This window comes from Haloterrigena turkmenica DSM 5511 (assembly GCF_000025325.1).
GTDB lineage: Archaea > Halobacteriota > Halobacteria > Halobacteriales > Natrialbaceae > Haloterrigena > Haloterrigena turkmenica.
Genome location: NC_013743.1, coordinates 62,487 through 76,280, shown reverse-complemented (window position 1 = coordinate 76,280; position 13,794 = coordinate 62,487). Strand labels below are relative to the sequence as shown.

Annotated in this window: 14 protein-coding genes; 7 read left to right on the top strand and 7 right to left on the bottom strand. The window is 66.2% G+C overall.

Going from position 1 to position 13,794, the window contains the following annotated elements; all coding sequences use genetic code 11:
* Position 1: 1 nt before the first annotated feature.
* Entirely contained in the window at positions 2-397 is a 396-nt protein-coding gene (locus HTUR_RS00340) for a hypothetical protein (protein ID WP_012941303.1), read from the top strand.
* Positions 398-519: 122 nt separating this feature from the next.
* On the opposite strand, the gene HTUR_RS00335 is transcribed toward HTUR_RS00340, so the two are convergent.
* The 3 genes from HTUR_RS00335 to HTUR_RS00325 form a co-directional block, all read right to left on the bottom strand.
* Positions 520-1,335, bottom strand: coding sequence for a hypothetical protein (locus HTUR_RS00335; RefSeq protein ID WP_012941302.1), 816 nt, complete (start codon positions 1,333-1,335; stop codon positions 520-522).
* 118 nt (positions 1,336-1,453) lie between these two features.
* Positions 1,454-2,665, bottom strand: a complete 1,212-nt coding sequence (metX, locus tag HTUR_RS00330) for a homoserine O-acetyltransferase MetX (RefSeq protein WP_012941301.1) — start codon at positions 2,663-2,665, stop codon at positions 1,454-1,456.
* 25 nt (positions 2,666-2,690) lie between these two features.
* A complete protein-coding gene (locus HTUR_RS00325; RefSeq protein WP_012941300.1) occupies positions 2,691-4,022 on the bottom strand; it encodes an O-acetylhomoserine aminocarboxypropyltransferase/cysteine synthase family protein in 1,332 nt (443 codons plus the stop codon).
* Between the two features lie 350 nt (positions 4,023-4,372).
* On the opposite strand from HTUR_RS00325, the gene HTUR_RS00320 reads away from it, so the two are divergent.
* Complete coding sequence (locus HTUR_RS00320) at positions 4,373-4,711, top strand: DsrE family protein (protein WP_012941299.1); 339 nt, start codon at positions 4,373-4,375, stop codon at positions 4,709-4,711.
* A gap of 32 nt (positions 4,712-4,743) precedes the next feature.
* On the opposite strand, the gene HTUR_RS00315 is transcribed toward HTUR_RS00320, so the two are convergent.
* Both HTUR_RS00315 and HTUR_RS00310 read right to left on the bottom strand, forming a co-directional pair.
* A complete protein-coding gene (locus tag HTUR_RS00315; RefSeq protein ID WP_012941298.1) occupies positions 4,744-5,424 on the bottom strand; it encodes a class I SAM-dependent methyltransferase in 681 nt (226 codons plus the stop codon).
* Positions 5,425-5,557: 133 nt separating this feature from the next.
* Entirely contained in the window at positions 5,558-6,214 is a 657-nt protein-coding gene (locus HTUR_RS00310) for a DUF6517 family protein (protein WP_012941297.1), read from the bottom strand.
* Positions 6,215-6,330: 116 nt separating this feature from the next.
* Between HTUR_RS00310 and HTUR_RS00305 the strand changes: the two genes are divergently transcribed.
* From HTUR_RS00305 to HTUR_RS00290, 4 genes are all read left to right on the top strand, one after another.
* Positions 6,331-7,563, top strand: a complete 1,233-nt coding sequence (locus HTUR_RS00305; protein WP_012941296.1) for an MFS transporter — start codon at positions 6,331-6,333, stop codon at positions 7,561-7,563.
* Between the two features lie 334 nt (positions 7,564-7,897).
* Positions 7,898-8,413, top strand: coding sequence for a plastocyanin/azurin family copper-binding protein (locus HTUR_RS00300; protein WP_012941295.1), 516 nt, complete (start codon positions 7,898-7,900; stop codon positions 8,411-8,413).
* Between the two features lie 216 nt (positions 8,414-8,629).
* Entirely contained in the window at positions 8,630-9,586 is a 957-nt protein-coding gene (locus tag HTUR_RS00295; RefSeq protein WP_012941294.1) for a cupredoxin domain-containing protein, read from the top strand.
* A gap of 203 nt (positions 9,587-9,789) precedes the next feature.
* A complete protein-coding gene (locus HTUR_RS00290) occupies positions 9,790-10,902 on the top strand; it encodes a pyridoxal-phosphate-dependent aminotransferase family protein (RefSeq protein WP_012941293.1) in 1,113 nt (370 codons plus the stop codon).
* Between the two features lie 381 nt (positions 10,903-11,283).
* Here the strand turns inward: HTUR_RS00290 and HTUR_RS00285 are convergent, their stop codons facing one another.
* On the bottom strand, positions 11,284-12,633 hold the full coding sequence (locus HTUR_RS00285) for a S8 family peptidase (protein WP_012941292.1): 1,350 nt from the start codon (positions 12,631-12,633) through the stop codon (positions 11,284-11,286).
* Positions 12,634-13,077: 444 nt separating this feature from the next.
* Positions 13,078-13,368: a translation initiation factor eIF-1A gene (eif1A, locus tag HTUR_RS00280; RefSeq protein WP_012941291.1), complete on the bottom strand. Its 291-nt coding sequence runs from the start codon at positions 13,366-13,368 to the stop codon at positions 13,078-13,080.
* 244 nt (positions 13,369-13,612) lie between these two features.
* Here eif1A and HTUR_RS00275 point away from each other — a divergent pair, with 244 nt between their 5' ends.
* Positions 13,613-13,792, top strand: coding sequence for a DUF7470 family protein (locus HTUR_RS00275; RefSeq protein ID WP_012941290.1), 180 nt, complete (start codon positions 13,613-13,615; stop codon positions 13,790-13,792).
* Positions 13,793-13,794: the final 2 nt, after the last annotated feature.

The window sequence follows — 13,794 nt, the reverse complement described above, 5'->3', positions numbered from 1 at the left end:
TATGATGTGGCAAGATTTCATCTTCATGATTGGAAGCGGGCTCTCGATCATCTTCCTGGCACCGACCCTCCGCGACGCCAGCGCTCGCGTGCCCCTCGGAACGAGCCTCCCCTCAATGGCGATCGGATTCGTCTACGGCATGACCTTCCTCAGTCTCGGCATGGCCAACTCCGCGATGGGCTCGCTCGCGGCCGGCACCATGTGGGCTCTGATCGCGATGATCCGTTCGCCGACCGGAATGAGCATCACGGGTCGACTCTCTCGACTCGAGAGTCCCGTGCTCTTCGCGAGCGATCTCCGGCGCTGGCTCACCGGTTCCTCGTCGTCGATCGACGCCGAGCAGTTCGTCGCCACCGATCACCAGTACCAATCGTCGGCCGACGGCTCCGCCGACTAACTCGCTTCGCTGTTTTCACGATCCCGGTAGCTGGTTCGACGTCAAATGCGCCGCAGTCGAAGACGCGTATCGATCGGTGCGAAGCTGTGCCTCGTCGACCCCGAAACGCTGCGGTCGCGGTCCTACAGCTGATCGACTTTCGCCATCAGTTTCTCGAGCGCGTCCTCTCGCTGAGCGGCGACGCCCCCGAGCGCCCCGAGGACGACCGGCACGATGAGGCCGGCGTAGAGGATCGCGTCAGTGACCGACGGACCGAACTCGACCTCGGAGGTGACGTGGCCTTCCGAGCCGAGGTAATCGGCGGCTTCGAGGCCCGGAACGGCGCCGCTGCTGAACTCGCCCCCGACGAGCGCCTCGATCGCGGGCCCCTCGGAGAACGTGTGCGTCATCACGAGCGCGGCCAGCAGCGCGAACGCGAAGTACGGAACGGCGACGGTCACGCCGGCTTTCGCCGCTTCGACGGCGTCGTCTGCTTCCGTGTGTCGGGCGACGGCATAGCCGGCGGCGGCGATCCCGCCGATCGTCACGAGAAACAGGAACAGCGTCGACATCGAGAACGCGCCGCTGACGGACGCGGCACCGTGGTTCGGAACGCCGCCGAGCGACGCCACTTCGCCTTCGGCCTCGAACCCGGTCCCGAACGTGCTGAGATAGCTCCAGCCCGCGGCCTTCCAGGAGGCGACCATCTCCGCGACCACGAGGGATGCGTCCTCGCCCTCGCCGACCATGCCGGCGGCGGGCGTAGATCGGGCCGTCGCGATGGCCGTCAGGAACAGGTGGGAGAGATACGTCGCGATCAGGGCGATCGCTCCGAACACCGCCCCCTGTTTGATCGGCAGGTCGCTCCCGCCGGCGTTGGCTCGTTCGACCGCCGGCTGCTGTGCCGACCGGTCGGCCGTCTGTTCGTCCTCGTACTCGAGTTGCCTCTCGTCTGCCATCGGCGACACATCAAACAGAGAGATATTATAGTTTACGGCACAGTATCGGCAGATAGGAGTTTCTGCGCGAGATAAACGGTGTTTGTCGCTGAATTAACTGACGAACGCGGCGAACGTATCACTCAGAAAATAGACTCGTGTGGACCGGTGCGAACGATTCCGTCTCGGCGGGCTCGTCATCGTCGGCGGTATCGGTAATGGCCCGGCCGGAGAGGCCGGTCTCGAGCAGGTCCGACAGCGGCGGACCGACCTTCTCGGGTTCGACGAGGAAGGCGTCGTGGCCGTGGTCGGACTCGACGACGTGGTGGGCGACGTCGACGTTCGACTCGCGGGCGGCCTCGGCCAGCGCCTCGGCCTGCTCGGTGGTGAAGTGCCAGTCGCCGGTAAACGAGAGCAAGAGGAGTTCCCCCTCGAAGGCCGCCAGCGCGTCGGCGTCGGACTCGTAGCCCGCCGACAGATCGAAGTCGTCCATCGCCCGGGTCATGTAGAGGTAGCTGTTGGCGTCGAAGCGGTCGGTGAACTTGTCGGCCTGGTAGTCCAGATAGGACTCGACCTCCCGGTAGGGGAAGAAGGCGGCCGCGGGATCCGTCGGCTCCTCGCGGACGGCCTCCCGGCCGGCCGAGCGGCGGCCGAACTTTCGGGCCATCGAGGGCTTCGAGAGATACATGATGTGGCCGATCTGGCGCGCGCGTGCGAGCCCGTCCGTCGGCTCGGGACCGCCGTAGTAATGGCCGCCGTTCCAGTTCGGATCGCTGGTGATCGCCCGCCGGGCGACCGTATCGAGCGCGAGACACTGCGGATCGAGTCGGGCGGCCGAAGCGACGACGCCGGCCCGCTCGACGTCGTCGGGGTAGCGGCGCAGCCAATCGAGGACGTTCATCCCGCCGACGCTGCCGCCGACGACGGCGCGGAGGCGACCGACGCCGAGTTCGTCGAGCAGCTTGCGCTGGGACCGGGTCCAGTCGCCGACCGTGACGGGCGGGAAGTCGGTCCCGTAGGGCTCGCCCGTCTCGGGGTTCTCGGTGGCCGGCCCCGTCGTGCCGTAACAGGAGCCGGGTGCGTTCGCACAGACCACGTAGTACTCGCTGGTGTCGATGGCCTTCCCGGGGCCGACGACGTCGCCCCACCAGGCGCGGGCCTGGCCGGCGGTGTCGCCGCCCGAATCGGGCCGCCGGGCGACGTGGGAACTCCCGGTCAGCGCGTGACAGACCAGCACCGCGTTGTCGCCGGTGAACTCGCCGTAGGTCTCGTAGGCCACCTCGAGGCTCGGAATCGTCTCCCCAGAGAGGAACTGGAACTCGCCGAGATCGATCGTGTCTTTGGTCGTCATAGCTGTGAGTTGGGGTATCAGGGTGTCAATCGCTCACCGCCCGCGTCGCCGCCTCGATGGCCTGCTCTAAGTCCGCGAGAATATCTTCGGGGTCCTCGATGCCGACGGACATCCGAATCAGATCGTCGGTGACGCCGGCCTCCTCGCGCTCTTCGGGCGTCAACTGCCCGTGGGTCGTGCTCGCGGGGTGAATCACCAGCGTCTTTGCATCGCCGATGTTCGCGAGGAACTGCGCGACCTCGACGCTCTCGCAGAAGGTCTTGCCCGCCTCGAATCCGCCCTCGAGGCCGAACGCGACCATGCCGCCGAAGTCCGACAGATAGCGGGTGGCGTTGTCGTGGGTCGGATGGGTCTCGAGGCCGGGATGCGTGACCCACGCGACGTCCTCGTGGTCGGCCAGGTACTCCGCGACGACCTGGGCGTTCTCGCAGTGTTTCTCGACTCGGAGGGGCATCGACTCGAGGCCCTGGAGGGTCTGCCAGGCGTCGAACGGCGACTGCTGGTTCCCCAGGCTCCGGAGCGAGCGGTAGCGCGCCGTCGCGGCGAAGGGAGCCTCGGGGAAGTCCCGCGAGAAGTCGACGTCGTGGTAGGCGTGGTTCGGCCCCGCGATCTCGTCGTAGCCGTGCTTGCCCCACGGGAACGAGCCGCCGTCGACGAGGACGCCGCCGACGGTCGTGCCCGAACCGTGGAGCCACTTGGTCGTCGACTCCCAGACGACGTCAGCCCCGTGCTCGAGCGGGCGACAGAGCGCCGGCGTCGCGAAGGTGTTGTCCACCACGAGCGGCACGCCGTTCTCGTGGGCGATCTCGGCGACGCGCTCGAAGTCCGGCGTCACCAGCGAGGGGTTGCCGATCGTCTCGACGTGGACGAACGCGGTGTCCTCGTCGATGGCGTCGTCGTAGGCGTCGTACTCGAGGGTGGGGACGAATTTCGTCTCGATTTCCCGTCGGGAAGCGGTCTTCGAGAGGTAGGCGGTCGTCCCGCCGTAGGTGTCGGTCGAACAGACCACGTTGTCGCCCGCCTCGGCGAGGATCAGCGTCGCCGAGTCCAGCGCGGCCATCCCGCTGGCCGTCGCGACCGCGTCCGCGCCGCCCTCGAGCGAGGCCAGGCGCTTCTCGAGGGTGCGGACGGTCGGGTTCGCGATGCGAGAGTAGATGTAGCCGTCGTCCTCGAGGGCGTAGCGGTCGGCGGCGGTGTCGGCGTCGTCGAAGACGTAGGAGGTCGTCTGGAAGATCGGCGGGGCCATCGCTCCCGTCTCCGGATCGGGCGATTGGCCGGCGTGGACGCTTCGTGTCCCGAGACCGCGCTCGGGACGCTCCGATTCGTCGGCGGTCCCGTCGCTCGCGTCGTCGCTCATGTTTCGTATGCATACTACTGCAGAGTCATATGCGTCTCAGTAACGGCAAAAACCGCAGCCGATTCAGTGGTATTCTCACGCACGAACTTTTTCCGCCTCGGGTTCGCTCGCGGTGCTCGCTCACCGCTCGGCACAAAAACTTCGATGAAAAAAGGCCGCCTCCGCGGGCTTCGCCCGCTCCGGCGGGAAACCGCTCGCTACGCTCGCGGATGCTTAGGGGTTCACCGCTACGCTCGCAGATGTTCACACGAGGTTGGGGCTCCAGCATAGACTATCCGAAGTTACGAGTGCTCGAGCGGCCTCACCTTGCAGGGCCAACAACTACCACCGCACGTGGCCGAGAGCCGATCGTGCAAACAGTATTCCACCTGATCGCCGACGACCCGGACCAGCAGCAGACCGCGCTCACCATCGCGAAAAATCTCACGGAGGACGACTCCGTCGAGATCGGCGACATCGCCATCGTCGCCCAGGCCGAGGGTATCGAGCCGTTGACGGCCGGCGGCGACGGCAGCGATATGGTCGAAGAACTGCTCGAGCGCGGCCTCTCGGTCAAGGCCTGTGGCAACACCCTCGAGTTGAAGGACCTCGCGGAGTCCGACCTCGTCGACGGCGTCGAGACCGTTCCCTCCGGCGGCGGAGAGCTGACCCGGCTGCAGGACGAGGGCTACGCCTACATTCGGCCGTAATCGCCACCGCGTGACTCCCTGGCGAGCCGAACTCAACGGGGAACGGTCCCGCTCATCAGGTAATAGTCGTGACGGGGCGCTCGTCCCCACAGCGTCGGATCCCGCAGCGGGTCGTACTCGACGTCCCGGAGGCCCGCCTCGAGGAGCACCTCGCGCAGTTCGTCCGGCGAGCGACCGTCGTACAGCGGCAGGTCGTCGTGGATCTCCTCGTACTCGTCCCACGGCTCGTCGTGGTCCCAATAGCCCTCGACGAGGAGGATCCGGCCGCCCGGCTCGACCACTCGCTGCCACTCCCGAATCGCCGCCGCGGGGTTCGGGAGCGTCCAGACGAGGTGGCGTGCCGTGAGGAGCTCAAAGGCGTCGTCCGGAACGGCGAGTGACTCCGCGTCCCCGCGGTGGAACTCGATCGAGTGGTCCGTCGCTCGAGCCTTCTCTCGGGCGCGCTCGAGCATCGACGGCGCGAAGTCGACGCCGGTAACGTCGTGACCCAGTTCCGCCAGCAACAGCGAGAGGACACCGGTCCCACAGCCCGCGTCGAGGACGCGACGCGGTTCGTCGCCGATCCGCTCACGGAGCACCTCGAGCCAGCGATCGCGCTGTTCGTCGGTGTGGATGCCGTGCTGGGGCTCCTCGTCGAACGTCGCCGCGCGGCCGTCCCAGTGCCGTCGGACGAACTCCTTGACGGTTTCGTCGTCCCGAGTCGGCTGCGTCACGACCGAACACCCTTCATGACGTGGACGGTGTCCCCGATTCGACGTAACGCTGTGGATTCGGTCGGCTCGCGCGCGAACGAACGCGAGCCACCGCCACAGCCGCTCGAGCCGTCACGCCGCTCCCGTCGCCCGCTCAGCCGTGCTCGAGGGCCTCGAGCAGCGTCCGGACGTTCCCGGACTCGGTTTCGAAGCCCCGGGCCTGGGGAAAGACGGCGACGCCGATCACGAAGTCGTCCCCGTGGGCGACGGGTTCGCTGACCTGAAGAAAGACGTCGACGGTCGTCCCGGCGTCGATCAGTCGAGCCTCGGCGCGGTAGCGGACCAGCGTCGTCTCCGTTCCCAGTACCGACACCGACTCCTCGCCGACGCGCTCGACGCCCTCGAGTTCGTCGTACCGGCTCTGGATCAGCGCGACGAGTTCGTCCGTGGAGTAGTCGCCGACGGGATTGAACGTCTTTCCGAGCACCGACACCTGCGGCGTCGTGAGCACGGAGACGACCGACGCCTGCAGCCGACCCAGTCCGAGCGCGTCGAGCGCGATCGCGCGGTCGTACTCGGCGTACCAGTTGCGGGCCTCGATCGTCCGCTCGAGTCCGAACCGGCCGACAGTCCGCTCGACGACGACCTCCTCGACGGTGCGTTCGGCGTAGCCGGTCTCCTGGAGGGCCGCTCGAGCGACGGTCGCCCGATCCGACGAGAGCGAATCGGCGACGAAGTCGGTACAGCCGGCGAGCGCGCTCGCTCCGGCGGTCGCCCCCGCTGCGAGAAGTCCGCGGCGCGTGAGAGTCATCGAAGAAGACAGGTCGCCGGAGGACGAAAGCGCATCGGTTCACTGAGTCAGCTCTTATCCCGACACCGCGGATCGAGACCGACGCTCTTGATAGCCAGCGGTGAGAAGGGAGAGACGTGCACTCGAGCGACCGAGACCGGATCGTGCTCGCGGCCGTCGTCTTCGCCGTGCTGTTCTCCCAGCTGTTGCTCTATCCGGGCGTGTCGACTCTCGTGGACGCGCTCGGGGCCGACGCGGCGACATCGGCGTTCGCGGCGACCGACCTCGACGCCAGCATGTGGTTCCTCGTCGCAGAGTTCGCGGGCTATGTCGCCTTCGTCGGCGTCTGGGGCGCCGCGAGCGATATCACGGGGCGTCGCACGCCCTTCATCGTCGCCGGGGCGCTCGCCGGCGCCGCCAGCTACGCCGCCCTCGCCGCCGTTCCCGCGATCGGATCGATCCCGTTCGAGGGCGTCCTCGTCATGCGGTTCGTGCAGGGCGCGATGACCATCGGCGCGTTCTCGCTGACGATGACCATGCTGATGGACCTCGAGGGCGGCCACGGCCGGAACATGGGCGCGGCGGGGATCGCCATCGGTCTCGGCGCCGCGCTCGGCGCCCCGATCGGCGGCCAACTCTCCGAAGTGAACCCGCTCGCGCCGCTGCTCGGGGCCGCCGGGTTGCTCGTGGTCGTCGGCCTGCTCGTCACGCGGGTCCCGGACCGCTCGCCCGACAGCCGGCGGGCCGTTCGCGCGCTCCTCGAGGGCGTTCGGAAGCGACCGGCGCTGTCGATCCCCTTCGCCTTCGGCTTCATCGACCGAATGACGGCTGGCTTCTTCGCGCTCGTCGGCACGCTCTACTTTCAGGACGCCTTCGGCGTCGGACCCGCCGTGACCGGGCTGTTGCTGGCGTGCTTTTTCGCCCCCTTCGCGCTGTTGCAGTACCCGATGGGGGCGCTCTCGGATCGAATCGGCCGAACGATACCGATCGTCGTCGGCTCGGTGTGTTACGGCGTCGGGATCCTCGCGGTCGGGGCCGCGCCGTCGGTCGCGACAGCGGCGATCGGCATGGTCGGCGTCGGCGTCCTCGGCGCGCTGGTCTCGCCGGCGACGATGGCGCTGGTCACCGACATCGCCGCCGAGAGCGAGCGCGGCCTCGCGATGGCCGGCTTCAACGTCGCCGGTAGCCTCGGCTTCCTCGGCGGCTTCCTGGTCGGCGGCACCGTCGCCGGCGACTACGGCTACGGCCTCGCGTTCCTCGCCGTCGGCGGCCTCGAGATCGCCATCGCGCTGCTGGCCGTACCGGTGTTCCTGCGCCTGTCGATCGGGCGCGGCGACGAGTTCGCAACCGAAGATCGTGGATCGCTCTGAGCTGCTCTCTCACCAACTGCGACGAATTGCACAATTCGATCGCCCTCGTTGTCAGAAACGATATAATACAGCTGAGAAAGACGGTTCGTAGCTCGACTACACTCGAGCAGTCATCGAGTGCTATAACGGTCCGTGAGGCGCTCTCGAGTCGTCTCGGACTGTCTTATCACGGGAACTTACCAGCACGCTGGATGGTGTGTGAACACATGACAGTGTCACGATAGAGGGTATCAATTTTTATGTACTCAATCCTAATCCCGTAGTGATGGCACGAGATAACCCAATCTCACGGCGGACGGCGTTGAAGCTTACAGGCGCGACGGCAGCGGCCACGATGGTTGCCGGCTGTGGCGGCGGCAGCGGCAACGGCGACGAGAACGGCAACGGAAACGGCAGCAGCGACGGGTACGAGATCGAGCCCGATACGACGGTCGAACTCGAAGCCGCCACGACCGAGTGGACCGGTATCGCCCCGAGCGACATCGAGGGCGAGTCGAACCCGACGCTCATCCTCCAGGCCGGCGAAACGTACGAGATCGGCTGGACGCAGGGCGACGGCTCCGGACACAACATCGAGATTCGAGACGACAGCGGCGAGGTCGTCAACGATCTCGCGACCGAGCAGACCGACGAGGAGGAGCCCAGCGATCAGATGCTCGAGTTCACCGCCAGTAGTGAGATGACTGAGTACGTCTGCAAGCCCCACTCGTCGAACATGGTCGGCGAGCTGCAGGTCGAAGGCAGCAACGGCGGTGGCAACGGTAACGAGTCCGAGGGCAACGAATCCGGCAACGAGTCCGAAGGCAACATGTCCGAGGGCAACGAATCCGGCAACGAGTCCGAAGAGTAACGACGGACGGCGTTCGTCGTAGTTCGACGCCGAACGGAATCGCGCTTTCTCCCGATTTGTCCGTCCCGATTCCCTCGTTTTGCGGTTTTTCGACGACGAGTGACTTCCGTCTCGATCGAAACGCAAGCAGTGCGGCGACGCCGCGCGGACGACCGGAACGACGTACGCAACCTGATCGATAGGAAGAACTTTTTATCGCGTGACAGTAGTGAGAATATGTCCAATTCCGACCGGCTGACTCGCCGGACCGTGGTTCGAGCCGCCGGGCTCGCGACAGCGACCGCCGCACTCGCCGGCTGTATCGACGAGAGCAGCGTCGACGATCCGGACGACTCCTCCGACGCGGACTCGCAACCGTCCGACGAGCAGGGATCGGAGCCGGACGAGACCGACGACGAGGGACAGTCTAACGGTGACGAGGCGGCCGACGACGATGCGGAAGCGGCGCCGCTCGAGATCGAACTTCGCGGCGAACTCGACGGCTGGCGGGCCCTCGAGCCGGCCGGAATCGAGGGCGACGTGAACCCGACCCTCCCGCTCGAGGCGGGCCGAACGTACCGCCTCGGCTGGATGGAGGGTGACGGCCTCGGACACAACATCGAAATCCGCGACGCCCGCGACGATGTCATCGACGATCTCTCGACGCCCGTGACCCAGGAGCCCGGCGAGGAGCAGTGGCTCGAGTTCGAGGCCACCGAGGAGATGGCCGCCTACGTGTGCACCCCCCACGAGAGCACGATGCGCGGCGACATCGTCATTGAGACGCCCGTCGACCGCGGGTCGGACGAGTCCGACGACGAGGGGTCGGCGGCGGGTCAGGAGGTCCGGATCGAGCCGGGGACGCGAGTCGAGTTCCGCGCACAAACCATCGAGTGGGAAGGGATCACACCGGCGTCCGTCGAGGGCCTGCCGAATCCGACGTTCGTCCTCGAGGACGGCGAATCGTACGAACTCGGCTGGACCGAGGGCGACGGCACCGTGCACAATATCGAGATTCGAAACGACGACAACGAAGTCGTTGACGGCCTCTCGACGGAGTTGACTAGCGAGGAAGAGCCCAGCGATCAGTTCCTCACGTTCGAGGCCAGCGCGGAGATGGCCGTCTACGCCTGTGAGCCACATCAGAACACGATGCAAGGTGAGATCCGGATCGAAGGGGCGACGCCGGAGTAACGCTGCGCGAAACCGTCGGCCTCGAGACCGGGAACTGAGCCAGTTTCTGATCGGCGCCGTCCGTGCTCGACCGTCGCGCGATCGGTCGCCGCGGTTCGAGACGGGCCTCCCGCGGACAGCCGCCGATCAGCTGCCCTCTTTCCGGTTGGCATCAAAAGTACCATACCACCGCACGACGCAGTGGACCGTATCAGGTGACTTCCGTGACCGAGAAACGCGAATACAAGGACGACTACCCCGACAAGACGCTGTACATCCCGGGCCCGACCGAGGTGCGCGAGGACGTCATCGAGGAGATGAGCCAGCCGATGTTCGGCCACCGGATGGACCGGATGACCGACCTCTACACGACCATCGTCGAGGACACGAAGGAGTTCCTCGGCACCGACAACGAGGTCATCATCCTCACCGGCTCGGGCACCGAGTTCATGGAGAGTTCGATTCTGAATCTCGTCGACGAGAACGTCCTCGTCACGACCTGCGGCAGCTTCAGCGAACGGCAGGCCAACGTCGCAGAACGCCTCGGCAAGTCCGTCGACACCCTCGAGTACGAGTGGGGACAGGCGGTCAAACCCGAGGACGTGCGCGAGCGCCTCGAGGAGAGCGACACCGAGTACGACGTCGTCACCTGCGTGATGAACGAGTCCTCGACGGGCGTCCGCAACCCCATCGAGGAGATCGGCGACGTCGTCGCCGAGTTCGAGGACACCTACTTCGTCGTCGACGCCGTCTCCGCGCTGGGCGGCGACCTCGTCGAGATCGACGACCACGACATCGACGTCATCTTCACGTCGGTCCAGAAGGCCTTCGCGATGCCCCCCGGCTTAGCGGTCTGTGTCGTCAGCGACGACGCCTACGAGCGCGAACTCGAGAGCGACTCCGCGTCGTGGTACGGGGGCTTCCAGCGCTCGCTGGACTACTACGACCGGAAGGGCCAGACTCACTCCACGCCCGCCATCCCGGTCATGCTCGCCTACCGCAAGCAGATGAAGTACATGCTCGAGGAGGGCCACGAGGCTCGGGACGAGCGCCACCGTGAAATGGCCGAGTACACCCGCGAGTGGGCCCGCGAGCACTTCGATATGTTCCCCGAGGAGGGCTACGAGTCCCAGACGGTGAGCTGCATCGAGAACACCCGGGACATCGACGTCGCCGCGACCATCGACGCCGTCTCGGAGGAGTACGACTTCGTCTTCTCGAACGGCTACGGCTCGCAGCTCGGTGAGCAGACGTTCCGCATCGGCCACATGGGCGAACACGACCTCGAGTCGATCAAGGAGCTAACTGACGCCATCGAGGACGTCGCGGATCTCTAAGCTGACGCTCGTAGTGTTTTCACCGCGAACGAACGGTTGCGCGGCGCGACGCGCCGCGAATAGGCGAACGGCGAAGCCGTGAGCCAGTGAGTGAGCGGGCCGACGAACGACTGGCTCGCGGCGCAACGCGCCGCGAGCCGAGGGAGTGAGGAGTGCTTTTGGTCCAGCTTTTGCCGAGGACTGGCGTCGCCAGCCCGTAGCGCAAAAGGTGGGTCTACGTGGGCGAACACGACCTCGAGTCGATTACGGAACTGACCGACGCCATCGAAGACGTCGCCGGACTGTAGCCGGCGTTCGACGCCTCGAGCGAATCGGTCGGACCGGACCCGCGCTCACTGTTCTCCGAGGATTCCGTCGCAGTTACGAAGATTCGGGTCGCGGCTACGAAACGAGACTCCAGAGCCACTCGAAGAAGCCCACAATCAGATCCACGAATCGCTCGAGGAGCGACCGGAGACCGCCGACGGGACCGCTGCTCCAGTCCGATCCCTCGGCCGCGCGCTCGTCGCCGAGCGCCGACGGGGCGTTCACGAGCCCGTCGCCTTCCGCGCAGGTTCCGAGCACCGTCTCCGCCGTCTCACCGAGGATCTCTCGGACCGGGCCGTTCGGTCCCGGGCCGTCCTCCTCGCGGGTTTCCCAGACCAGCGCCGCGACGCCGGCGACGAACGGGCACGCCATACTCGTGCCGCTCGCCTCGGCGTACTCGTTGTCGACGGTGCTCGAGGTGACGTTCGTCCCCGGCGCCAGCAGGTCGACGGCCGAGCCGACGCTGCTGTAGGACGCCAGCCGATCGTTCTCGTCCATCGCGGTCACCGCGACGACGTCCTCGTGGGTCGCCGGGTAGGTCATCGTCTCCGCGGCACACGAGTCGCTCCCGTCGTTCCCTTCGTTCCCGGCCGCACAGAGCAGGAGATGGCCCGCCGAGTGAGCGTCTTCGATCGCCCCGGCGAGCGTGGAACTCTCGGCCTCGCCGCCGAGACTCATCGAGATGATCTCGACGTCGTTGGACATACACCAGTCGATCCCGGCGATCAGCTCGCTGTATCGACCGGAGCCGTCGTCGTCGAGTACCTTCACGGCGTACAGATTCGCCTCGGGAGCGACGCCGACGACGCCGCGGTCGTTGTCGTCGGCACCGGCGATCCCGGCGACGTGGGTCCCGTGGCCGTGGCGGTCCTCGTAGTCGCCGGCCGTCCCGTCAGCGGTGAAATTCCGCCCGCCGGCGACCGAGAGACTGCAGTGGTCCGACTGGATTCCCGTGTCCAGAATCCCCACGTCGACGTCCGATCCGGACGAGTCGACGTCGTGGGCGCCGATGCGTTCCACCCCCCAGGACGGTCGCTGGTCGGGATGGGAGGAACAGTCCGAGCCGCCGGGAGAACCGAAGATGTCCGACAGGGACGGCGACCAGTCCCCGGGAATCCCCGTCTCGTCGTCCTCTTCGACGGTCGCCACGCGGCGATCCTGACGCAGTTCGTCCAGTCCGGTCGACGGCACCTCTGCGACCACGAACTCGAAGTTGTCGTACTCGAGGACCGTGGTTCCGCCGACGGCCTCGACCACGTCGAGCAGTTCGCCGAGCCCGTCGAGCACGCTCGTCTGCGGGTGCACGAACACCCGCTCGGTGTCGGTACCGATGCTGGATTCCGCCGCCGACGCCGGCACTCCGAGCAGCCCGGCCGCGGCGCCGGCCCCGATACCGCCGAGTAACCGCCGCCGACTGAGTTTCATGCCCGGGAGGATGTACAAGGGCGAAATAAGTCTTCTGTGTCGACTGACAGTCAGTCGAAGCGATTGGTCGCCGGGGCTGCTTGAGTGGACGCTCTCGAGGACGTGTTTTCTGTGGCTGAACCTAGCTCACCCGTACTGTCGGCGAGCGAGCGGTTTGAAAACCCGAGTGACGCCGTTCACCGCGAGCGCCACCGGCGCTCGCGGGCCGACGACTGACCCGGAATGAACGCAGTGAATGAAGGGGAAGGAAGAGTGCGTTTCATCAAAGCTGAGCGGAGCGAAGCTCCGCGAGGTCGTCGGCGCGAAGCGCCGACTGCAAGCGATTCCGAAGGAATCGCCCAGTCCAAAAGAGCGCGAAGCGTCTTTCGTCATCAAGCGAGACCTCCGGTCTCGCGGACCTCGCGAATCGAAGATCCGCTCAGTCACGAGAGAGCAAAAGATTGGTTATTGAATATGGCCTTCGTCGCGCAGCTGGTCGGCCTCGCTCTTCTCGTAGCGCCAGGTGATGTCGGCCTTCTCGTCCTGCCAGTCCCAGGGTTCGACGAGGACGACGTCGTCCTCGCGGATCCAAATGCGCTTTTGCATCTTGCCGGGAATGCGCGCGGTGCGCTCCTGACCGTCGGCACAGCGTACTTGCACCCGATTCGCCCCGAGCATGTCCGTGACGGTCGCGAAGACCTCGTCGTCCTCGGGCATCCGGAGGTTCTTCCGACCGCCGTTACCGTCGTCGCTCATGGGCGAGCGTTCGGAGCCTAGCGGTTTAACCGTTTATAGAAAGTACGAAGCGAAAACCCGCGACGGTCGCGGGAGGCGAAGTCGGCCATCGTCAGGGTCGCACTCGAGCCAGTCGGAACGATCGCTGTCGGTGTTCGAGTCACCGAGGCCGTGGGAGGACGGTCGGGATCCGTGTATCGACGGGAGCGCCAGCCGAAACCGGAAAACCACGCCGTTTATTTCTCTCGGCTGGGCAGTGCTGAGTATGCTGAAGAATCTCGACGCGCTCGGTATCGTCGGTCTCCTGATCTTGCTCGGCGGGATCGGCCTCATCGCCTCTCAAAACCTGTTGATCGCGCTCGGAATGGCGCTCATCGTCGGGGGTCTCGGGCTGGTCATCAAGTCCCTGATATCGGGAATGCTCCAGAACTTCGGGATGTTCTGATC